The 21,402-nt window shown below is 62.9% G+C and carries 18 protein-coding genes and 1 pseudogene; 2 read left to right on the top strand and 17 right to left on the bottom strand.

The genetic code is table 11. From position 1 onward, the window contains the following. Positions 1-8: 8 nt before the first annotated feature. From cysM to gyrA, 17 genes and pseudogenes are all read right to left on the bottom strand, one after another. A complete protein-coding gene (gene cysM, locus OKW28_RS30650; RefSeq protein WP_013090134.1) occupies positions 9-911 on the bottom strand; it encodes a cysteine synthase CysM in 903 nt (300 codons plus the stop codon). A 238-nt stretch (positions 912-1,149) separates the two neighbouring features. After that, a complete protein-coding gene (locus OKW28_RS30655; protein WP_026225969.1) occupies positions 1,150-1,524 on the bottom strand; it encodes a ComEA family DNA-binding protein in 375 nt (124 codons plus the stop codon). Between the two features lie 78 nt (positions 1,525-1,602). After that, positions 1,603-2,596, bottom strand: a pseudogene (rfaD, locus tag OKW28_RS30660) (ADP-glyceromanno-heptose 6-epimerase). Between the two features lie 85 nt (positions 2,597-2,681). Further along, the gene (rfaE1, locus tag OKW28_RS30665) at positions 2,682-3,689 is read right to left on the bottom strand and encodes a D-glycero-beta-D-manno-heptose-7-phosphate kinase (protein WP_429451152.1); all 1,008 of its coding nucleotides are present in this window, start codon (positions 3,687-3,689) and stop codon (positions 2,682-2,684) included. Then, on the bottom strand, positions 3,655-5,058 hold the full coding sequence (locus OKW28_RS30670) for a UDP-glucose dehydrogenase family protein (RefSeq protein ID WP_429451154.1): 1,404 nt from the start codon (positions 5,056-5,058) through the stop codon (positions 3,655-3,657). The genes rfaE1 and OKW28_RS30670 overlap by 35 nt, the downstream gene beginning before the upstream one ends. A 126-nt stretch (positions 5,059-5,184) precedes the next feature. Continuing rightward, on the bottom strand, positions 5,185-6,360 hold the full coding sequence (gene lapB / locus OKW28_RS30675) for a lipopolysaccharide assembly protein LapB (protein ID WP_429451156.1): 1,176 nt from the start codon (positions 6,358-6,360) through the stop codon (positions 5,185-5,187). A 69-nt stretch (positions 6,361-6,429) separates the two neighbouring features. Continuing rightward, positions 6,430-6,723 carry a LapA family protein gene (locus OKW28_RS30680; protein ID WP_013090140.1) on the bottom strand — a complete coding sequence of 98 codons (294 nt, stop codon included), beginning with the start codon at positions 6,721-6,723 and terminating at the stop codon, positions 6,430-6,432. 298 nt (positions 6,724-7,021) lie between these two features. Next, a complete protein-coding gene (locus tag OKW28_RS30685) occupies positions 7,022-7,345 on the bottom strand; it encodes an integration host factor subunit beta (protein WP_073427169.1) in 324 nt (107 codons plus the stop codon). Positions 7,346-7,366: 21 nt separating this feature from the next. Then, complete coding sequence (gene rpsA, locus OKW28_RS30690) at positions 7,367-9,100, bottom strand: 30S ribosomal protein S1 (protein ID WP_008921410.1); 1,734 nt, start codon at positions 9,098-9,100, stop codon at positions 7,367-7,369. Between the two features lie 164 nt (positions 9,101-9,264). Next, positions 9,265-9,951 (bottom strand): (d)CMP kinase, encoded by a 687-nt coding sequence (cmk, locus tag OKW28_RS30695; RefSeq protein ID WP_429451157.1) that lies wholly within the window; start codon positions 9,949-9,951, stop codon positions 9,265-9,267. Positions 9,952-9,998: 47 nt separating this feature from the next. Continuing rightward, entirely contained in the window at positions 9,999-11,303 is a 1,305-nt protein-coding gene (aroA, locus tag OKW28_RS30700) for a 3-phosphoshikimate 1-carboxyvinyltransferase (RefSeq protein ID WP_429451159.1), read from the bottom strand. Between the two features lie 18 nt (positions 11,304-11,321). Further along, positions 11,322-12,263, bottom strand: a complete 942-nt coding sequence (locus OKW28_RS30705) for a prephenate dehydrogenase (protein ID WP_429454506.1) — start codon at positions 12,261-12,263, stop codon at positions 11,322-11,324. A 61-nt stretch (positions 12,264-12,324) separates the two neighbouring features. Beyond that, positions 12,325-13,446, bottom strand: coding sequence for a histidinol-phosphate transaminase (gene hisC, locus OKW28_RS30710; protein WP_429451161.1), 1,122 nt, complete (start codon positions 13,444-13,446; stop codon positions 12,325-12,327). Between the two features lie 81 nt (positions 13,447-13,527). After that, entirely contained in the window at positions 13,528-14,607 is a 1,080-nt protein-coding gene (gene pheA / locus OKW28_RS30715; protein ID WP_429451163.1) for a prephenate dehydratase, read from the bottom strand. A 63-nt stretch (positions 14,608-14,670) separates the two neighbouring features. Further along, positions 14,671-15,753: a 3-phosphoserine/phosphohydroxythreonine transaminase gene (gene serC / locus OKW28_RS30720; protein WP_429451165.1), complete on the bottom strand. Its 1,083-nt coding sequence runs from the start codon at positions 15,751-15,753 to the stop codon at positions 14,671-14,673. Positions 15,754-15,959: 206 nt separating this feature from the next. Further along, positions 15,960-16,565, bottom strand: a complete 606-nt coding sequence (locus tag OKW28_RS30725) for a DUF2059 domain-containing protein (protein ID WP_184027684.1) — start codon at positions 16,563-16,565, stop codon at positions 15,960-15,962. A gap of 124 nt (positions 16,566-16,689) precedes the next feature. Beyond that, positions 16,690-19,320 carry a DNA gyrase subunit A gene (gyrA, locus tag OKW28_RS30730; protein WP_429451167.1) on the bottom strand — a complete coding sequence of 877 codons (2,631 nt, stop codon included), beginning with the start codon at positions 19,318-19,320 and terminating at the stop codon, positions 16,690-16,692. Between the two features lie 475 nt (positions 19,321-19,795). Between gyrA and ompA the strand changes: the two genes are divergently transcribed. Both ompA and ubiG read left to right on the top strand, forming a co-directional pair. Further along, complete coding sequence (gene ompA / locus OKW28_RS30735) at positions 19,796-20,443, top strand: outer membrane protein OmpA (RefSeq protein ID WP_026225971.1); 648 nt, start codon at positions 19,796-19,798, stop codon at positions 20,441-20,443. Between the two features lie 232 nt (positions 20,444-20,675). Continuing rightward, positions 20,676-21,374: a bifunctional 2-polyprenyl-6-hydroxyphenol methylase/3-demethylubiquinol 3-O-methyltransferase UbiG gene (gene ubiG, locus OKW28_RS30740; protein ID WP_429451170.1), complete on the top strand. Its 699-nt coding sequence runs from the start codon at positions 20,676-20,678 to the stop codon at positions 21,372-21,374. Positions 21,375-21,402: the final 28 nt, after the last annotated feature.

Genomic DNA, 21,402 nt, shown 5'->3' on the forward strand with positions numbered 1-21,402 from the left:
CGACCCGCTTACGCGGGAAATACCCCCGTGGACAGATAACGGTCGCCGCGATCGCAGACGATGAACACGATCGTCGCGTTCTCGACCTGACGCGCGATGCGCAGCGCGACTTCGCACGCGCCACCCGACGAAATGCCCGCGAAGATGCCTTCGACCGACGCAAGGCGGCGCGCCATCGCCTCGGCCGCGGATTGACTGACGTTCTCCACGCGGTCGACGCGGCTGCGGTCGAAGATTTTCGGCAGATACGCTTCCGGCCACTTGCGAATACCCGGAATACGCGAGCCCTCTTCCGGCTGCGCGCCGATGATTTCGATCTGCTGGTTCTGCGTTTTCAGATACGTCGACACGCCCATGATCGTGCCGGTCGTGCCCATCGACGACACGAAGTGCGTGATGCGCCCTTCCGTGTCGCGCCAGATTTCCGGGCCCGTGCCTTCGATGTGCGAGGCCGGATTGTCCGGGTTCGCGAACTGATCGAGGATGATGCCCTTCCCCTCGCGCTGCATCTGCTCGGCGAGATCGCGGGCGTATTCCATGCCGCCTTTGACCGGCGTCAGAATGATTTCCGCGCCGTAGGCGGCCATGCTCTGACGGCGCTCGACCGACAGATCTTCCGGCATGATCAGCACCATCTTGTAGCCGCGGACCGCGGCGGCCATCGCGAGCGCGATGCCGGTGTTGCCGCTCGTCGATTCGATCAGCGTGTCGCCCGGCTTGATGCGTCCGCGCGCTTCTGCCTTCTTGATCATCGACAACGCTGGCCGGTCTTTCACCGACCCCGCAGGATTGTTGCCCTCGAGCTTCGCGAGGATCACATTGTTGCGGCTACGGATCTCGTCGTCGGGAAGCCGGACGAGTTGTACGAGCGGCGTATTGCCGACCGTGTCTTCAATCGTTTTGTATGCCATATGGGGTCTAGCAATCGATGCGCGAAATAGTGTCTTCAATCCATCGATTCTAAACCACGATCTCCGGCGCTGCCCTGCAGCCCTTCTGTCCGCATGGATGCATGGCGGTTGCGACGCAAAAAGCCCGCGGCTGCGAGCCGCGGGAATACGTGTGTACCAATCGATGCAATGGAACGTTCGCGAACCCTGCGCGCCGCAAGCCGCTCGTCAGCATGGCACGCGCAAGGCTCGCGGCCGTTTACTTCTTCACCGCCACTGCGGCGGCGCCCTTCTGCGTGGCGGCGGACGCGGCCGTAGCGGCCGGCTCCTTGCCCGCCGCAGCTGCCGCAACCTGCGTGCTAGCAGCCGCGCCAGCCGGTCCGACAGCGAGACCCTCCGCCTGCAGGCGCTCGATGGTGTGCGCGCCCATGCCCTTGACGCGCTTGCCGAGATCCGCCGCGTCCTTGAACGGGCCGTGCGCATTACGTTCCTCGACAATCGCTTTGGCTTTTGCCGGACCGATGCCCTTGATGCCGCGCAGCGCGTCTTCGTTAGCCGTGTTGACGTCGACCGCCGCATACGCGTGGCCGAAAGCGGCGAGCATCGCCGCGGTAACCAGTACTTTTCGAAACATATTGGAATCTCCCTGTTGCCACTGGCCGGCGACCATCACCGGCCAGGAGATTCCAGTTTAAAGAGGATGACGTACGAATCACACCTGGCCGAACAGCCAACGCACGTAACGATCGACACCTTCCTGCACGCTCAGAAACGGCGCATCGTAGCCGGCCGTGCGCAGTTTCGACTGATCGGCCTGCGTGAAGCACTGATACTTGCCGCGCAGCGCGTCGGGGAACGGAATGTATTCGATCAGCCCGCGTTGCACCTGATCCGCAAGCGACAGCGCCGGCTCGTTGTTCAGCGCGCGCAGCGTGTTGACCACAGTGCTCGCGATATCGTTGAACGGCTGCGCGCGGCGCGGTGCCGAGATTGAAAATGCCTGACTTCTCCGGATGATCGAAGAAAAACAGGTTGACCTTGACGACGTCTTCGACCGAGATGAAATCGCGCGTCTGCTCGCCGGCCGCATAGCCGTTGTACTCGCCGAACAGCTTGACCTTGCCCTCGGCGCGGAACTGGTTGAAGTTGTGAAACGCGACCGACGCCATGCGCGCCTTGTGCGTTTCGCGCGGACCGTAGACGTTGAAATAACGGAAGCCCACGATCTGGCTCTTCGCGGTGGCCAGCACGCGGCGAATCACCTGATCGAACAGGAACTTCGAATAGCCGTACACGTTCAGCGGCTGCTCGACCTCGCGCTCCTCGACGAAGCGGCTCGAGCCTCCATATGTCGCCGCCGACGACGCGTACAGGAACTGGACGTTCTGCGCGAGGCAGATGTCCAGCACGTCGCGGCTATAGCGGTAGTTGTTGTCCATCATGTAGCGGCCGTCGGTTTCCATCGTGTCCGAGCAGGCGCCTTCGTGGAATATCGCGCGCACCTTGCCGAAGTCGCCGCGCCTGAAGCGCTCGACGAATTCGGTTTTGTCGAGATAGTCGTCGATTTCGCAGTCGACCAGATTCCTGAACTTGTCCGCGCGCGTGAGGTTATCGACGGCGATGATGCGCTGTTCGCCGCGCTCGTTGAGCGCCTTCACGAGATTGCTGCCGATAAAACCGGCCGCGCCGGTGACGATGACGGTCATGGTGATCCTGCGGTAGTGAGCTTCGTTCAGTCAACGCCGCGCGGGGCCCGCTGGTCCGTCGGACGACGGCGCCCCGCGGGCTGCATCAGGAAAAGAGTTCGTCGTAGTCGACGGTGGCGGTGCCCAGTTTGCCGACCACGATGCCGGCCGCGCGATTCGCGAGTCCGACCGCGTCGACGAGCGAAAGACCCGCGCCGAGCATCGCGGCGAGTGTCGCGATCACGGTGTCGCCCGCGCCCGACACATCATACACTTCGCGCGCAACGGCCGACGCGTGCAGGATGCCATCGTCGGAGAACAGCGTCATGCCCGCCTCCGAGCGCGTCAGCAGCAGCGCCTTGAACTGGAGCTCGGCGCGCAGCTTCGTGACGCGCGCGATCAGATCTTCCTCGGACTTCCACTGTCCGACGACCTCGCGCAATTCCGCGCGATTCGGCGTGATCAGCGTCGCGCCGCGATAGCGCTCCCAGTCGTCGCCCTTCGGATCGACCAACACCGGTTTGCCAGCCGCGTGCGCCTTCGCGATCATTTGCGTGACGTGCGTGAGGCCGCCCTTCGCGTAGTCGGACATCAGGATCACGTCGTACGATGGCAGCAGCTCGTCGAAACGCGCGAGGCCCGCGAGCAGCACCTCGTGTGCCGGCGAGTTTTCGAAATCGACGCGCAGCAACTGTTGCTGACGCGACAGCACGCGCAGCTTGATCGTCGTCAGCAAGGCCGGATCGCGTTCCAGATGCGGCGTGACGCCGCTCTCGCCGAGCAGCTGCACGATGCGCTCGCCGGGCTCGTCATGACCGACCACGCACAAAAGACCCGCCTGCGCGCTGAGCGCGACCGCGTTGCGCGCGACGTTCGCCGCGCCGCCCAGCCGATCTTCCTGGCGCTGCACGTGCACGACCGGCACGGGCGCCTCCGGAGAAATGCGGTTGACGTCGCCGAACCAGTATCGGTCGAGCATCACGTCGCCGACCACCAGCACGCGCGCCGCGTTGAGCTGCGCGCGCGGCACGACCGTGAGCTTCTGCGCCGTCGTGGACGCGGGCGCCGCGGGCATGGCCTCAGGCATCGACCGGAAGTTCAGAGGGTTGGGCATAGGGGCGTCCAATGGCGTGGTAGTCGATACCGAGCTCGGTCATCGCGTCCGGTTCGTACAGATTGCGGCCGTCGAAAATCAGCGGTGTCTTCAGCACCGATTTCAGATGCACGAAATCAGGACTCTTGAATTCCTTCCATTCGGTCACGATCACGAGCGCGTCGGCGCCGATCAGCGTTTCGTCCTGAGTGCTCGTGAACGTGAGACGCGCCAGCTGCTCCGGCGCAGCGTGCAGATCCATCGCGAATACGCGACGCGCCTCGGTCACGGCGACCGGATCGTACGCACGCACGTTCGCGCCGCGCGCAAGCAACTCGCTGATCACGCGACGGCTCGGCGCCTCGCGCATGTCGTCGGTATTCGGCTTGAACGCGAGACCCCACACCGCGAACGCGCGGCCGCTCAAATCCTCGCCGAGCTTCGCGGTGATCTTGTTCACGAGCACGTCCTTCTGCTGGTAGTTCACTTCCTCGACCGCCTCGAGAATCCGCAGGTTATGGCCGCTCTCGCTCGCGGTGCGAATCAACGCCTGCACGTCCTTCGGGAAGCACGAGCCGCCATAGCCGCAGCCCGCATACAGGAAGTGATAGCCGATGCGCGGATCGGAACCGATGCCGCGGCGCACCGCTTCGATGTCGGCGCCGACTTTGTCCGCGAGATTCGACATCTCGTTCATGAACGAGATGCGCGTCGCGAGCATCGCGTTGGCCGCGTACTTGGTGAACTCGGCCGAGCGAACGTCCATGTACAGCGTGCGTTCGTGATTGCGGTTGAACGGCGCGTACAGACGCTTCATCATTTCGCGCGCCCGCACGCCCGGTTCGTCTTCGTCGATACCGATCACGATACGGTCGGGGCGCATGAAGTCGTCGACGGCCGCACCTTCCTTCAGGAACTCGGGATTCGACACGACCGAGAAGCGATGCTGCGCGCTGCCGGCGAGCCCGCGTTTCGCGAGCTCTTCATTGATCACCGCGCGCACGCGCTGCGCGGTGCCGACCGGCACCGTCGATTTGTCGACGATCACCTTGAAACCATTCATCGTGCGGCCGATGTTGCGCGCGGCCTCGAGCACATATTGCAGATCGGCGGAGCCGTCTTCGTCGGGCGGCGTGCCGACCGCGATGAACTGCACGTCGCCGTGCGCGACGCTCGCGGCGACATCGGTCGAGAACGTGATGCGGCCAGCCGCGCGCGTGCGGGCGATCATCTCCTGCAAGCCCGGTTCGTGAATCGGCACGCCGCCTTTGTTGAGGATGTCGATCTTGCGCTGATCGACGTCGAGACAGAAGACGTCATTGCCGATTTCGGCGAGACACGCGCCGGTGACAAGGCCCACATAGCCGGTGCCGATAATGGTGATTTTCATACGCTTTCCGGTGGAAGGTTCCGGTAATGAATGCCGCTCATGAGGCCGGCGATAAACTCGTTGCGAAATTCGCGGAGCGGTTGCGTCGCAATGAACGCCGACGCGGCCAAAGCCGCCCGTGCGGCGTCAACTCGACGCGGCAATCGGCTCGACGCGGCGCGGTGCATAGGTTTCCCAACCGCTGCATCCCGGGCACTGCCAGTAGAAAAGCCGGGCCCGGAAACCACAATTCTGGCACGTATAGCGTGGCAGATTCTTGGTGCGCTGGCGGATCAGTGTGTGCATCAGTTCGAGCTCGCTGCGCCGCGGCTCTTCGGCGATGGCCTGCTGCGCTTCGAGCAGACGCGTCATGCCGGCCAGATTCGGCGACTTCTGCATCTGCGTGCGCGCGAGCGCATGCGCGGCATCGGCGCCGCGCAGCGACGCGACGTGCTGATACGCGACGTCGAGCAGATCGTTGCTCGGATGACGGTCGACCCACGTGGTCAGCAGATCGGCGCCCTCCTGCGCGCGGCCGAGCGCTTCATACGCCTTCATGATTTTCTCGGCGACGAGCGGCAGATACGCGGGGTTCTGCTCCTCGACGCCGCGCCATTGACCGATCGCCGCTTCGGACGCGCCGCCGGCCGCGTCGACGTCGCCGAACAGGATCGTCGCGCGCACGTTGGTCGGGTTCGCCTTCAGCGCGAGACCGAGCTGATGACGCGCTTCGTCCGGTTTCTTCTGCTGCAGCGCTTCCTGAGCAAGTTCGCAATGGAACTGCGCGATTTCCTTGTCGAGCGACGGTGCGCCCATCGTTTCGAGATGTCGCGCGGTATCGATCGACTTGACCCAGTCCTTCTCGATCTCGTAGATCGTCAACAGCGCGCGTTGAGCGCCCAGTGCGTAATCGCCCGCCTGCAGCGAGCGGAAGGTTTCCTCGGCACGGTCGAGCAGACCCGCTTTCAGGAAGTCCTGGCCGAGTTCGTACTGCGCGTGATCGCGCTCACTGACAGGCAGGTCCGCGCGGCTCAGCAGATTTTGATGCACGCGGATCGCTCGATCCGTTTCGCCGCGCCGGCGGAATAGATTGCCGAGCGCGAAATGCAATTCGACCGTTTCAGGGTCGAGCTTGACGACCTCGATGAATGCGTCGATCGCCTGGTCGGGCTGCTCGTTGAGCAGGAAGTTCAGGCCGCGAAAATAGGACCGCGGCAGGTTCGCGCTTTCGGACAGCAGCGTCTTGAGGTCGTAGCGCGCCGCCATCCAGCCGAACGCGAATGCGACGGGTATGACCAGCAGCCACCAGAAGTCTAGATCCATGCGATTAATGCAAATGTGCGGGAAAGCGAAAACGAAAAGCCGCGCTCAGAGCGCGCGGCGCAACGGAGTTCAGATCAGCGGCGGCATCGGCGGCTGCTCAACGACGGCTGGAGTTTCGCGCGCCACGCGCAACTCGCGCCTGAGCCGGCCATTCTCCATGCGCAGACGTACGACGGCCGGCATCGCCGACACGAGCCCCGCGAGCAAGCCGATCACGAAAAACGCGAGACCGATCAGAATCAGAGGCGCCGACCAGACGTAGCCGGCGAGGAAATTCAGCGTAGCGGGTTGCGTGTTGGAGAGCGCCAGCACCAGCAGCAGCACGAACACCAGCACACGGATCAGCCAGACGATAAATTTCATGAATAGATCTCTTGACGGCAGTTGCGGGGTGACGCCGGCTCGATGACGCGTCGCGCCACGGTGTTGCCCGCGCCGAAGTGACCCGTATTGTAATGGATGACCTCGGGGCTGGGCAGCAAGTGGCGGGATGACGCACTTACGGGTGATTCGCGAAATGCAAAGGCCGCAGCGGGAGGCGCCCTCTTCTCAAACGATGGACGAAAAAAAAGCGCCCGAAGGCGCTTTTCCTGGTATTTTGCCGACTGGCTTTGGCCGCTGACGCTAGCTATGCCACGCTGCAAGACGCACAGCGGAGTCATTAAAGGTCGTCATCCGGCTCTTCGGCCTTCAGCGGCTCGCCCGCGCGACGATCCACCCGCTCGCGCAATTCCTTGCCCGGCTTGAAGTGCGGTACGTGCTTCTCAGGTACCAGCACCTTCTCGCCCGACTTCGGATTGCGTCCGACGCGGGAGGGACGGCGGTTGAGGCCGAAGCTGCCGAAGCCACGAATTTCGATGCGATGACCTTTGGCAAGCGCCTCCGACATCGCATCGAGCATCGTCTTCACCGCGAAATCCGCATCCTTCAGAACAAGTTGCGGAAACCGCGTAGCCAGCTGGGCGACCAATTCCGATTTGGTCATACTGCAGCAGACCTCTCAGGCTTACTGGTTCTGGCCGTCGAGCTTGGCCTTCAGCAGCGCGCCGAGGTTCGTCGTGCCGGTGGCGGCTGCGCTCGAATCCGAAGCAGCGAGACCGCGGATGGCTTCCTGCTGCTCAGCCGAATCCTTCGCCTTGATCGACAGGTTGATGCCACGCGACTTGCGATCGATGTTGATGATCATCGCGTTGACCTTGTCGCCTTCCTTCAGCACGTTGCGAGCGTCTTCCACGCGGTCCTGGGCGATTTCCGAAGCACGCAGGTAGCCTTCGACTTCACCCGACAGCTGGACCACAGCACCCTTCGCGTCCACCGACTTGACCGTACCGTCGACGACCGAACCCTTGTCGTTCATTGCAACGTAGTTGCTGAACGGGTCGCCTTCGAGCTGCTTGATACCCAGCGAAATACGTTCCTTCTCGACGTCGATGCCGAGAACGATCGCTTCCACTTCGTCGCCCTTCTTGTACTTGCGAACGGCTTCCTCGCCGGTTTCGCTCCACGACAGATCCGACAGGTGAACCAGACCGTCGATGCCGCCCGGCAGACCGATGAACACGCCGAAGTCGGTGATCGACTTGATGGCGCCGCTGATCTTGTCGCCCTTCTTGAAGTTGCGGCTGAAGTCGTCCCACGGGTTCGGCTTGCACTGCTTCATGCCGAGGCTGATACGACGGCGGTCTTCGTCGATTTCGAGAACCATGACTTCGACTTCGTCGCCCAATTGGACAACCTTCGACGGAGCAACGTTCTTGTTGGTCCAGTCCATTTCCGACACGTGGACGAGGCCTTCGATGCCCGATTCCACTTCGACGAATGCGCCATAGTCGGTGATGTTGGTGACCTTACCGAACAGACGCGTGCCCGACGGGTAACGACGCGAGATGCCTTCCCACGGATCGTCGCCCAGTTGCTTGATACCGAGCGAAACGCGGTTCTTTTCCTGGTCGAACTTGAGGATCTTCGCGGTGACTTCCTGGCCAACCGACAGAACTTCGCTCGGGTGACGCACACGACGCCATGCGATGTCCGTGATGTGCAGCAGGCCGTCGATACCGCCGAGGTCCACGAACGCGCCGTAGTCGGTGATGTTCTTGACCACGCCTTCGACGATCGCGCCTTCCTTTAGCGTTTCGAGCAGCTTCGCGCGCTCTTCGCCTTGCGTTGCCTCGATGACAGCGCGGCGCGACAGCACGACGTTGTTACGCTTGCGGTCGAGCTTGATGACGCGGAATTCGAGCGTCTTGCCTTCGTACGGGGTGGTGTCCTTGACCGGACGCGTATCAACCAGCGAACCCGGCAGGAACGCGCGGATGCCGTTGACCATCACGGTCATACCGCCCTTGACCTTGCCCGTGATCGTGCCGGTTACGAGTTCGTTGTTGTCCAGCGCCTTTTCCAGCGACAGCCACGAAGCCAGACGCTTCGCCTTGTCACGCGACAGGATGGTGTCGCCATAGCCGTTTTCCAGCGCGTCGATCGCGACGGAAACGAAGTCGCCCGCCTGCACTTCTACCTCGCCCGCGTCGTTCAGGAACTCTTCGAGCGGGATGTAGGCTTCGGACTTCAGACCAGCGTTCACGACCACGAAGTTGTGGTCGACACGCACGACTTCCGCGGAGATCACTTCGCCAGCGCGCATGTCCTGCTTGGTCAGCGACTCTTCGAACAGAGCCGCAAAAGATTCGGTATTCGGGGTAGAGGTTTGCAGGTCGGACATAAAAATCAGAGTTTGCATGGTCTTCGCAACGCCTGGCTCACCGGACTGGTCAGCAACTGCGGCAAATACGCGAACGCCACGCGGGGTTAAAGGGTTAAAAAAACAACGCTTCGCGACCATCGCGAAGCACCTACCAACAACAGGACTGCCGCTGTCTGGCCACGACCGCATGACCGTTTCAGTTACGCACGCCGGACCAGCACTTCATACCATTGCACCACCTGCTCGACCGCCTGGTCGACCGACAATGCGGAGGTATCAAGCAGCTTTGCATCCGCCGCGGGCTTGAGCGGCGCGGCCGCGCGCTGACTGTCACGCTCGTCGCGCTCACGCAAATCCCGGAGCAAGTCATCTATATTAGCAGAAAATCCTTTTTGGATCAATTGCTTATGCCGGCGCGTCGCGCGGGCTTCGACGCTCGCCGTCATGAACACCTTCAGCACGGCATCCTGAAAGATCACGGTGCCCATGTCGCGCCCGTCGGCGACGAGCCCCGGCTCCTTGCGAAACGCCCGCTGACGCGCCACCAGCGCGGTTCGCACCGGCGCGTGAACGGCAATCGCCGAGGCGCGGCTGCCCACTTCCTCGGCACGAATTTCGGTCGATACATCGACGCCGTCGAGCTGCGCGAGCCCCTCGCGAAACGTGATATGGAGGTCGTCGATCAGTTTGACAAGTGCGTCGACGTCGTCCGCCGCGATGCCGTAGCGCAGGCTCGCGAGTGCCGCGAGCCGGTAGAGCGCGCCGCTGTCGAGCAGGTGAAAGCCGAGATTGGCGGCCACCATCGCGGCCACGGTGCCTTTGCCGGAGGCGCTGGGGCCGTCGATCGTAATGACGGGCGTCTGGTGAAAGGGACGGATCGGTTTCATCTAAAAATGTCGCACATCGGGCGATTCGCACGCGAATCTGGATTGCATCAGGGTTGCGCGAGCGCCGTGAAGCGCTCGAAATAATCGGGGAACGTCTTGCCGACGCACCTCGGGTCGTTGATGCGGATCGGCACACCGCCCAAGCTCACGAGCGAGAAGCACATCGCCATACGGTGGTCGTCGTAGGTGTCGATCGCGGCATTCGGGATGAGCTTTTCGGGCGGCGTGACGACGAGGAAATCCTCGCCCTCCTGCGCCTTCGCGCCGACCTTGCGCAACTCGGTCGCCATCGCGGCGATGCGGTCGGTTTCCTTGACGCGCCAGCTTGCGATGTTGCGCAGCGTGGTCGTGCCGTCCGCGAACAGCGCGGCGACCGCGATCGTCATCGCCGCGTCGGGGATCAGGTTGAAGTCCATGTCGATCGGATCGAGCTTGCCATGGTCGTTGCCGACGCCGCGCACTTCGATCCAGTCCTCGCCCATCTGCAGGTTCGCGCCCATCTTGATCAGCGCATCGGCAAAGCCGACGTCGCCCTGGATGCTCGCGCGGCCCACCCCTTCCACTCTCAGCGGGCCGCCGCCGAGCGCTCCCGCGGCGAGGAAATACGACGCCGACGACGCATCCCCTTCCACCATGATCGTGCCTGGCGACTGATAACGCTGCCCGGCCGGCACCACGAACTGGTGCCAGCCGTGACGCTCGACGTCGATGCCGAAGCGCGCCATCAGCTTGATCGTGATCTCGATGTAGGGCTTCGAGATCAGCTCGCCGTCGACCTGCACGGTGGTGACGCCGCTCGCGGTGCGCAAGAGCGGCAGCGTCATCAGCAGCGAGGTCAGAAACTGGCTCGACACGTCGCCGCGCACGCGGATCAGCGCGTCGGCCGTGATCTGGGCGGGACGGATGCGTAGCGGCGGATAGCCTTCGTTCTGTTCGTAGTCGATCTTCGCGCCGATCTGGCGCAGGCCGTCGACGAGATCGCCGATCGGCCGCTCGTGCATGCGCGGCACGCCGTGGATCCGGTAGTCGCCGCCGTTCACGGAGAGGGCCGCGGTCAGCGGACGCACCGCCGTACCCGCGTTGCCGAGGAACAGGTCGGCCGTTCGCGCGGTGAACGCGCCGCGCGTGCCGGTCACGACGCAGGTGTCACCGTCGCGCTTCAGACGTACGCCAAGCTTTTCGAGCGCGGCGAGCATCACGCGGGTGTCATCGGAATCGAGCAGGTTCGTGATCGTCGTCTCGCCTTCGGCGAGCGCGGCGAGCAGCAGCACGCGGTTCGAGATGCTCTTCGAGCCGGGCAGACGAATCGTGCCGGACGCACGGGAAAAAGGTCCGAGATCGAGGAATTCCATGATGTGTCCAGTTTCCGGTTATTTGGACGCGTCGCTGGCGGCCACGCCAGCCGCGCGCTGCTCCTGCCACTGACTGCGCGCGACGCGCGAGCGCGCGAACACCGCTTCGAGCGCGGCGCCGTCGCCGGCCTCGATCGCCGTGCGCAGGCGCGCGAGCACCGCGGTATACGCGTCGAGTTCGTCGAGCAGCGCCGCGCGATTGGCAACGCAGACGTCGCGCCACATCTCCGGACTCGACGCGGCGATGCGCGTGAAGTCGCGGAATCCGCCCGCCGCGAACGAGAACTTCAAAGCGGCGTCGGACGAACTGAGGATCTGTTCGACGAGCGCGAACGACAGCACGTGCGGTAGATGACTGACCGACGCGAACACGCGGTCGTGCTGCTGCGGCGTCATGTCCCGCACCAAGGCGCCGGTGGCGCGCCACATCGCCGCGACGCGCTCGACCGCTTCCGGCGCGTTCTCCGGCAGCGGGCACAGCACGACGTTGCGGTTCACGTACAGATCGGGCAACGCGGCGTCGACGCCGCTCGACTCGCGGCCGGCGATCGGATGGCCCGGCACGAACTGACCGATCCGTGCACCGAGCGCCGCGCGCGCGGCGGCGACCACGTCGGACTTGGTGCTGCCCGCATCGGTGACGATCGTGTTGGCGTCGAGATGCAGCGCGATGCGTTCGAGCAGCGGCTGTGTCTGCGCGACCGGCGCCGCGAGCAGCACGAAGTCCGCGCCCGCTAGCGCGTCGCGCAGCGCGGCGTCGTCGGTGAGCGCCGCAGCGCCGTCGATCACCCCGAGCGCCAACGCGCGCTCGCTCGACGCGGACGTCCGTCCCACCCCAACCACCGTGCGTGCCCCGCCGGCCTCGCCGCGTTCACGCAACGCGCGCGCGAGCGATCCGCCGATCAGGCCGACACCGAAAATCACCAGCTTGTTAAAAGAAAACGCGGCCACTTCGCTCACACAATACGGACAATAAGCGCGCCGCTCCTGCCGGCCGACGCGCGGGATCAAGGAGCAATGCTTACGCAGCGGCAGGCTCGGCAAGCGTCTTTTCGAGCGCCGCGAGGAACGCTCCGTTTTCCTCCGGCAGGCCGATCGTGATGCGTAGCCACTGCGGCAAACCGTAGTTGCCGACCGGTCGCACGATCACAGCCTGTTTCAGCAGCGCGACATTCACCCGGGCGCCGGCTTCGTCGTCACCGCCGACGCGCACGAGCACGAAGTTACCTTCGGACGGCACGTATTCGAGACCGAGCCTGTCGAACGCCTCGGTCAGAAGCTTATAGCCCTGCGCGTTCAGCGCCGCGCTCTTTTCCAGAAACGCGCTATCGTTCAGTGCCGCAATCGCCGCGGCCTGCGCGAGCGTATTGACGTTAAACGGCTGACGCAGTCGATTCAGCAGATCGGTCAATCCGGGCTGCGCGATCGCGAAGCCGATACGCAGGCCCGCCAGGCCGAACGCCTTCGAGAAAGTGCGCGACACCAGCAGGTTCGGATAGCGGCGCACCCAGTCGATCGAGTCATAGCGCTTGTCCGCCGACAGATACTCGGTGTATGCCTCGTCGAGCACGACGACCACATGGCGCGGCACTTTGCTGAGAAACGCCTTGAGCGTCGGACCGTCGACGAACGTACCGGTCGGATTGTTGGGATTGGCGACGAACACGAGACGCGTGTCGTCGTCGATCGCGGCAAGCATCGCGTCGAGGTCGTGACCATAGTGCACGGCCGGCACGACGATCGCGCGCGCGCCGACGCCTTGCGTTGCGAGCGCATAGACCGCGAACGAATACTCCGAGAACACTACCGCCTGGCCCTTCTCGACGAACGCGTGCGCGGCGAGTTCGAGGATGTCATTGCTGCCGTTGCCGAGCGTGATCCACTCGGCCGGCACGCCGTAGCGCGCGGCGAGTGCCGCCTTCAGTTCGAAACCGTTCGAGTCCGGATAGCGGCCGAGGTCGGCGATCGCCTGCGCCATCGCGCGCTGCGCGGATTCCGGCATGCCGAGCGGATTCTCGTTCGATGCCAGCTTCACGATGCTCGCCTCGTCGAGACCAAACTCGCGGGCCACTTCCGAAATCGGCTTGCCGGCGATGTACGGCGCGATCGCACGCACATAGGAAGGGCCGAAAGACGCTGTCATGAAAATCTCCGAACGACGATGGATAGTGAAATATGCGTTCGGGCAGCGCACTTGGCGCCGCCCGGACTGCGCTGCCAGCCCTTACCGGGCGCGCGGATACGAGCCGAGTATCTTCAGGAACGCGGCCTTCTCGCCGAGCCCGGCGAGCGCGGCGGCCACGGCCGGGTCGTCGCGATGGCCTTCGACGTCGATATAGAAGTAGTACTCCCAAGTGCCGACGCGCGCCGGGCGCGATTCGAAACGCGTCATCGACACGCCGTGGCGCGCCAGCGGCTCGAGCAGCTTGACCATCGCACCCGGTTCGTTCACGACCGACACAATCAGCGAGGTCTGGTCGTAGCCGCTCGGACCGGTCGGCTGCTTGCCGATCATCACGAAGCGTGTGCGGTTGTGCGGATCGTCCTGGATCAGCGCGTTGGTGACCTGCAGGCCGTAGTGGATCGCGGCGCGGTCGCCGGCGATGGCCGCAACCGTCGGATCTTCGGCTGCCATCCGTGCAGCTTCCGCGTTGCTCGACACCGCCTGGCGCTCGAGATGCGGCGCGTTGGTCGACAGCCAGCGCTGGCACTGCGCGAGCGCCTGGGCGTGCGCGCACACGCGCGTGACGCCGGCGAGCCCGTTTTGCGTGAGCAGGTTGTGATGAATCGGCAATGCGAGTTCGCCGCCGATGGTCAGCTGCGTTTGCAGCAGCAGATCCAGCGTGCGCGACACCGCGCCTTCGGTCGAATTCTCGACCGGCAGGACGCCGTAGTCGGCGGCGCCCGCCTCGACCGAGCGGAACACTTCATCGATCGACGGGCACGGCAGCCCTTCGATCGACTGACCGAAGTACTCATGCATCGCCTGTTCGCTATAGGTGCCGACGGGCCCGAGGTACGCGGCCTTGATGGTCTTTTCGAGCGCGCGGCTTGCGGCCATGATCTCGCGCCAGATCGCGCTGATGTGTTCGTCCGCAAGCGGCCCCGCGCTCATCTCCTGCAGGCGCGCGATCACCTGCATCTCGCGCTCGGGTCGGAACACCGGTGCGTTGAAATGCTTCTTGACCTCCCCCACTTCGAGCGCGACCGACGCGCGCTGGTTCAGGAGCGCGATCAGCTGCGCGTCGAGCGCGTCGATGCGATCGCGCAGAGGTTTGAGTCGTGTATTGAGTTCGTCGTCCATGCGTAAAACGGCTTTGCCGGGTAACTGCTGGAAAAGATGCGCACGCCTGCCGGTCAGTGTGACTCAGGCACTGCGCTGTTCGAATTCCTTCATGTATTCGACAAGCGCTTTGACGCCTTCGAGCGGGACGGCGTTATAAATCGACGCCCGCATGCCGCCGACGGACTTGTGGCCCTTTAGCTGCACCAATCCCCGCGTTTTCGCGCCGGACAGGAAATCTTCGTTGCGCGACTCGTCGACGAGAAAGAACGGTACGTTCATCCGGGAGCGCGAGCCACGCTCGACCTTGTTCAGATAGAAGCTGCTCGAGTCGATCGTGTCGTACAGCAGCTTCGATTTTTCGAGGTTGCGTGCCTCCATCGCCAGGAGGCCGCCCTGCTTCTTCAACCACTTGAACACGAGCCCGGCGATATAGATCGCGTAGGTGGGCGGAGTGTTGTACATCGAATTGTTCTCGGCGACGGTCTTCCATTCGAACGCCGACGGGCAGATCGGCATCGCGCGATCGAGCATGTCCTCACGCACGATCACGACCGTCACGCCGGCCATGCCGATGTTCTTCTGCGCACCGCCGAATAGCACGCCGTATTTGGCGATGTCCATCGGGCGCGACAGGATATGCGACGATGCGTCCGCGACGAGCGGAATATCGCCTAGGTCGGGAATCTCGAAGGTTTCGACGCCGTGAATGGTCTCGTTGGTGCACAGGTGCACGTAAGCCGGATCGTCCGACAGCTGCCATTCCGAGCGCGCCGGCGCGCGGGTGAAGCCCTCGGCTGTCTTGCCGGTCGCGGCGAGATGCACGCTGCCGTATTTCTGCGCTTCCTTGAACGATTTCTCCGACCACGAGCCGGTGATGACGAAATCCGCGCGCGGTTTCGAGCCGAGCAGGTTCATCGGCACGATCGCGTTTTCGCCGAGTCCGCCGCCCTGCAGAAACAGGATGCGGTGGCTTGCCGGCACCTGCAGCAACTCGCGCAGATCGGTCAGCGCTTCCTCGTGGATCAACATGAATTCCTTGCCGCGATGGCTCATTTCCATCACGCTCATACCACTGCCTTGCCAATTCAGCATCTCGTCGGCTGCCTGGCGCAGCACTTCTTCAGGCATGGCCGCCGGGCCGGCGGAGAAATTAAAGACGCGCATGTGAGGTCCTGGAAGCGGGCGCGAAATAACGAAGTCGCGCGGGAATCGGCGAAAAGAACTGCGAAATGGCTCGCCGAAAAAGAAAATGGCCGTCTGCGCCAGTGCGCAAACGACCATTATCGCATTGTCGCCGCCAACCCGCCACGCCGGGTGGCCCAGCGGGCGCGACGACAGGCCGGCTGATCAGCGCAGCCTGCGAGCGGAATTTACTTGGCAGCCGGCTTGACCGATGCGACTTCCTTGTCGGCCTGGTCACGCGTTGCCTTGATCGATTCCGGCATGTACTTCTGCATCAGACCGTTCACGACGTCGCGGCCAACCTGGTCTTGCACCTGGATGAACTTGCGACCGGTCGGGCTCTTGTAGAACGTGGTCAGATCCTTGATTTCCGACGTGCTGTAGTACTTCGCGTACGCGTCGTACTGAGATTGCATCGCGTCCTGACGGAAAGAGTCGGTCGCGAACACCTGGCCCGCGCTGTCCACCAGCTTCGGCACCGCGTTCTTTTGCAGCGTCGGCACGGCGGCCTGCTTCTGCTTGTCCGTCATCGTCTTGTTCTCGGTCAGCGCGTCCGACAGGATTGCCGGAACGAGCTGCTTGGCCTGCATCTGCGCGCTGTTGCCGATTGCGCCAACCAGCTTCTGCGCATCGATGGCGTCGAGCAGCTCCTTGATGGCAGCTTGCTTGGCCGGATCAACCGGTGCTGCTGCGGCAGCCGGAGCCGCAGGCGCCTGGTTCTGCAGCGCTTGAGCCATGGCGAAGGTCGGCACGATGGCAGCCAGCAACATCAGTTGTTTGAATCGTTTTTGCATCATTACTCCCTAAGAGAAATTAACTTGAACTGCACGCCACACGGGAAGGCGTACCGGCCCGATACGCGGTGACCCGCAGCGTAGCTTCAACGTATTAACTGAGACTGAAAGCCGCTGGCACGGATCAAGACGCGCCGCCGCCCTCACCGCCGTTATCACCTTCAGCGGAGCCGTCGGAATCGCTTTCCGACTCGCCCTCGGCCTCAGCTACCTGTTGCAGACCGGACAGCTTGGTCCCTTCGTCAAGGCTGATGAGTGTAACACCTTGCGTTGCGCGTCCCATTTCGCGAATTTCCGACACGCGCGTGCGAATCAGCACGCCCGTCGTGGTAATCAGCATGATCTGCGCTTCCGGGTCCACTAGCGTCGCGGCAACGACCTTGCCGTTACGCTCCGACGTCTGGATTGCGATCATGCCCTTCGTGCCGCGGCCGTGACGCGTGTACTCGGTGATTGGGGTGCGCTTGCCGTAGCCATTCTCGGTTGCAGTGAGCACCGACTGCTGCTCGTCGCCGGCCACCAGCAACGCGATCACGTTCTGGCCGTCCTCGAGTTGCATGCCGCGCACGCCGCGCGCCTCGCGGCCCATCGGACGCACGTCGTTTTCGTCGAAGCGCACTGCCTTGCCCGAATCCGAGAACAGCATCACGTCGTGCTGGCCGTCGGTGATCGCGGCGCCGATCAGGTAATCGCCCTCATCGAGACCGACCGCAATAATACCCTTGCGCAGCGGCCGGCTAAATGCTTCCAGCGGCGTCTTTTTTACCGTTCCCAACGCGGTCGCCATGAACACGAACTTGTCGGCCGAGAACTCCTTGACCGGCAGCACGACCGTGATCTTTTCGCCTTCTTGCAGCGGGAACATATTGACAATCGGCCGGCCGCGCGAATTGCGCGAACCCTGCGGCACTTCGTAGACCTTGACCCAGTACACACGGCCGCGGTTCGAGAAGCACAGGATGTGGTCGTGCGTATTGGCAATGAACAGCGTGTCGATCCAGTCGTCTTCCTTCATGGAAGTGGCCTGCTTGCCACGACCACCGCGCTTCTGGGCTCGATATTCGGACAACGGTTGCGATTTCACGTAGCCCGCGTGCGACATCGTCACAACCATTTCCTGCGGCGTGATCAGGTCTTCGGTGTTCAGCTCGGTCGCGTTCAACTCGATCTTCGAGCGACGCGCATCGCCGAATTCGGCCTTGATGGACGTGAGTTCGTCGACGATGATCGCCGAAATGCGTTCCGGGCGAGCCAGAATGTCCAGCAGGTCAGCGATCTGCGCCATCACGTCACGGTACTCGCCGATGATCTTGTCTTGCTCGAGACCGGTCAGTCGCTGCAGGCGCATCTGCAGGATTTCCTGCGCCTGCGTATCGGACAGACGGTAGAGGCCGTCGGTCTGCATGCCGAACGACGGGTTCAGTCCCTCCGGACGATAAGCTTCGCGACCGCCCGCCGACGCGTTTTCCGACTCGGCGCGCGACAGCATTTCGCGCACGAGCGACGAATCCCACGCGCGCGACATCAGCTCCTGCTTGGCGATAGGCGGTGTCGGCGCGGCCTTGATGAGCGCGATGAATTCGTCGATGTTCGCGAGCGCAACCGCGAGACCTTCGAGCACGTGACCACGTTCGCGCGCCTTGCGCAGTTCATAGACGGTGCGCCGCGTCAGCACTTCCCGGCGATGCGACAGGAAGCACCTCAGCATTTCCTTCAGATTCAGGAGCTTCGGCTGGCCGTCGACGAGCGCGACCATGTTCATACCGAACGTGTCCTGAAGCTGGGTCGCCTTGTACAGATTGTTCAGCACGACCTCGGGCACTTCGCCGCGCTTCAGCTCGATCACGACACGCATGCCGCTCTTGTCGGATTCGTCGCGGATGTCGGAAATGCCTTCGAGCTTCTTCTCGTTGACGAGCTCGGCGATGCGCTCGAGCAGCGAGCGCTTGTTCACCTGATATGGCAGTTCGTCGACAATGATCGCCATGCGCTGGCCACGGTCGATTTCCTCGAAGTGCGTCAGCGCGCGCATCACGACGCGGCCGCGACCGGTGCGATAGCCGTCGCGCACGCCGGCCACGCCGTAGATGATGCCGGCGGTCGGGAAGTCGGGCGCGGGGATGATCTCGATCAGCTCGTCGATCGTCGCTTCCGGATTTTTCAGCAGATGCTGACACGCGTCGACGACTTCATTGAGGTTGTGCGGCGGGATATTGGTCGCCATGCCGACCGCGATGCCGGACGAGCCATTGATCAGCAGATTAGGGATGCGCGCGGGCAGGATGGCCGGCTCGTTCTCGCTGCCGTCGTAGTTCGGCACGAAGTCGACCGTTTCCTTGTCGATGTCGGCCAGCAGTTCGTGGCCGATCTTCGCCATGCGGATTTCGGTGTAACGCATCGCCGCGGCGTTGTCGCCGTCGACGGAACCGAAGTTCCCCTGGCCGTCGACGAGCATGTAGCGCAGCGAGAAGTCCTGCGCCATCCGTACGATCGTGTCGTAGACAGCGGTGTCGCCGTGCGGATGGTATTTACCGATGACGTCGCCGACGATACGCGCCGACTTCTTGTAGGCGCGGTTCCAGTCGTTGTTCAGCTCGTGCATCGCGTACAGCACGCGCCGGTGCACCGGCTTCAGGCCATCGCGGACATCGGGAAGCGCTCGCCCTACGATCACGCTCATCGCGTAATCGAGATACGAACGGCGCATTTCCTCCTCAAGGGAGATTGGCAGAGTCTCTTTGGCGAATTGATCCATTATCCGTATCTTTTACGTGCGAAGGCGGGGTTTCGCCGCTTCTTCGCGTAAGCATTGCAGGCGCAACGCATCACACGATTCTAACATGCCACGAATCCACGCCCGACGAAGGTACGTATACATATAGAGGGGCACCCGCCAACACTTCGCCGATCGCACAATTTCGGTCTCCTCAGGCTCGATTCCTGCAGGGGACCGATTCGCCGCTCAGCCAGAGCCGGCGGACCGCTCAGACGAAAACACCTGTTGCGCATGCACCACAATTGGAGGGGGATTTGATCGGGGACGGATTTTTTTTTCGTCGGAAGGGAACGATATGGCAAAATGCCAACGCACAAAGAGTCGAGACGCTGCTCGAAGTCTACACAGACGGTTTTTGTTCCTCACCAATGTTATACTTCGAGCAATGTATGACTGGTCTTCGTCAACAGGCTCGCAGTAAACCTGCGGTAATCTCAATTTCGAGAGGAGAAATATGAATAAACTTTCAAAGCTCGCGTTCATTGCAGCTACCGCAGTTATGGCTGCATCCGCCATGGCGCAGTCGGTGCCGGCATCGCGACAAGCTACCAACGACAACTGGGTGAATGGTACTGGCGAATACGTGTGGATGAACGGCACGAACGAGCTTTGCTGGCGCGATGCATTCTGGACGCCCGCAACGGCTAACGCCAAGTGCGACGGCGCTCTGGTTGCTCAGGCTCCGACCCCGCCGGCACCGGTCGCTCCGGCTCCGGCTATCTCCAGCGAAAAGATTACGTATCAAGCTGATGCGCTGTTCGACTTCGACAAGGCAATCCTGAAGCCGGCCGGCAAGGAACGTCTGAGCGAACTGGCATCGAAGATCCAGGGCATCAACCTCGAAGTCGTCGTTGCTACGGGCCACACCGACCGTATCGGTTCCGTCGCCTACAACGACCGTCTGTCGCTGCGTCGTGCTCAAGCTGTGAAGGCCTTCCTGGTCAGCAAGGGCGTCGAAGCCAACCGTATCTACACGGAAGGCAAGGGTCCGCGCAACCCGGTTACCACCGGTTGCAACCAGAAGAACCGCAAGCAACTCATCGCCTGCCTCGCACCGGACCGCCGCGTGGAAGTCGAAGTTGTCGGTACGCCGAAGCAGTAAGCTGGAAAATTACCGCAGTATCGAAAGCCCCGCTTCGGCGGGGCTTTTTTTATGTGCGGGTGCCGCGACCTGACGTGATGCGCGACGCAGGAGCGTCCCGTTCCGCCACCAGCGGCTCGCAGCTTGCATCAGCGCCCGCTGCCCGACGCGCTTTTGCCGCTCTTTCTCTCGCCCTATATACTGACGGTTTATCCTCGAGCGTCCGCTCACCGCTTTCATCGAGGCAGCCTTCATGACCAACGCCGATCCCCACGAACTACAGAAATTCAGCGACCTCGCGCATCGTTGGTGGGACCCGAACGCGGAATTCAAGCCGCTGCACGAACTGAATCCGATTCGTCTAAGCTGGATCGACGCCCACGCCCATCTCGCCGGCAAAAAGGTGCTCGATATCGGCTGCGGCGGCGGCATCCTGTCGGAATCGATGGCAGGTTTGGGCGCTCATGTGAAGGGCATCGATCTGTCGACGCAGGCACTCGGTGTCGCCGATCTTCACGGTCTCGAAAGCGGTGTAACCGTCGATTACGAAGAAATCGCGGCTGAGGCGCTGGCCGCACGCGAACCGGGCACCTATGACGTGGTCACCTGCATGGAAATGCTCGAGCACGTGCCCAGGCCGGACGCGATCGTCGAGGCCTGCAAGAATCTCGTGAAGCCGGGCGGCTGGGTGTTTTTCTCCACGCTGAACCGCAATGTCAAGTCGTATCTGTTCGCGGTGATCGGCGCCGAATACATCGCGCGAATGCTGCCGATGGGCACGCACGACTACGCGCGCTTCATCCGCCCGTCGGAGCTCGCCGGCTTCGTGCGCGCCGCCCAGTTGCGCACGGCGGACATCAAGGGCATCGTGTACAACCCGCTCAGCAAACATTTCGCGCTGTCGTCCGACACGAGCGTCAACTATATGCTCGCCTGTCGCCGCGACGCCTGAATTACCCGAACCGCCCCGATCCGCCGTA

It is taken from the genome of Paraburkholderia sp. 40, assembly GCF_050434105.1.
In the GTDB taxonomy this organism is placed as follows: Bacteria; Pseudomonadota; Gammaproteobacteria; order Burkholderiales; family Burkholderiaceae; genus Paraburkholderia; species Paraburkholderia tuberum.

Coding starts and splice junctions, on each gene's coding strand:
- cysM (WP_013090134.1), bottom strand. CDS start 911: ATGGCATACAAAACGATTGAAGACACGGTCGGCAATACGCCGCTCGTA.
- OKW28_RS30655 (WP_026225969.1), bottom strand. CDS start 1,524: ATGTTTCGAAAAGTACTGGTTACCGCGGCGATGCTCGCCGCTTTCGGC.
- rfaE1 (WP_429451152.1), bottom strand. CDS start 3,689: ATGCCCAACCCTCTGAACTTCCGGTCGATGCCTGAGGCCATGCCCGCG.
- OKW28_RS30670 (WP_429451154.1), bottom strand. CDS start 5,058: ATGAAAATCACCATTATCGGCACCGGCTATGTGGGCCTTGTCACCGGC.
- lapB (WP_429451156.1), bottom strand. CDS start 6,360: ATGGATCTAGACTTCTGGTGGCTGCTGGTCATACCCGTCGCATTCGCG.
- OKW28_RS30680 (WP_013090140.1), bottom strand. CDS start 6,723: ATGAAATTTATCGTCTGGCTGATCCGTGTGCTGGTGTTCGTGCTGCTG.
- OKW28_RS30685 (WP_073427169.1), bottom strand. CDS start 7,345: ATGACCAAATCGGAATTGGTCGCCCAGCTGGCTACGCGGTTTCCGCAA.
- rpsA (WP_008921410.1), bottom strand. CDS start 9,100: ATGCAAACTCTGATTTTTATGTCCGACCTGCAAACCTCTACCCCGAAT.
- cmk (WP_429451157.1), bottom strand. CDS start 9,951: ATGAAACCGATCCGTCCCTTTCACCAGACGCCCGTCATTACGATCGAC.
- aroA (WP_429451159.1), bottom strand. CDS start 11,303: ATGGAATTCCTCGATCTCGGACCTTTTTCCCGTGCGTCCGGCACGATT.
- hisC (WP_429451161.1), bottom strand. CDS start 13,446: ATGACAGCGTCTTTCGGCCCTTCCTATGTGCGTGCGATCGCGCCGTAC.
- pheA (WP_429451163.1), bottom strand. CDS start 14,607: ATGGACGACGAACTCAATACACGACTCAAACCTCTGCGCGATCGCATC.
- serC (WP_429451165.1), bottom strand. CDS start 15,753: ATGCGCGTCTTTAATTTCTCCGCCGGCCCGGCGGCCATGCCTGAAGAA.
- OKW28_RS30725 (WP_184027684.1), bottom strand. CDS start 16,565: ATGCAAAAACGATTCAAACAACTGATGTTGCTGGCTGCCATCGTGCCG.
- gyrA (WP_429451167.1), bottom strand. CDS start 19,320: ATGGATCAATTCGCCAAAGAGACTCTGCCAATCTCCCTTGAGGAGGAA.
- ompA (WP_026225971.1), top strand. CDS start 19,796: ATGAATAAACTTTCAAAGCTCGCGTTCATTGCAGCTACCGCAGTTATG.
- ubiG (WP_429451170.1), top strand. CDS start 20,676: ATGACCAACGCCGATCCCCACGAACTACAGAAATTCAGCGACCTCGCG.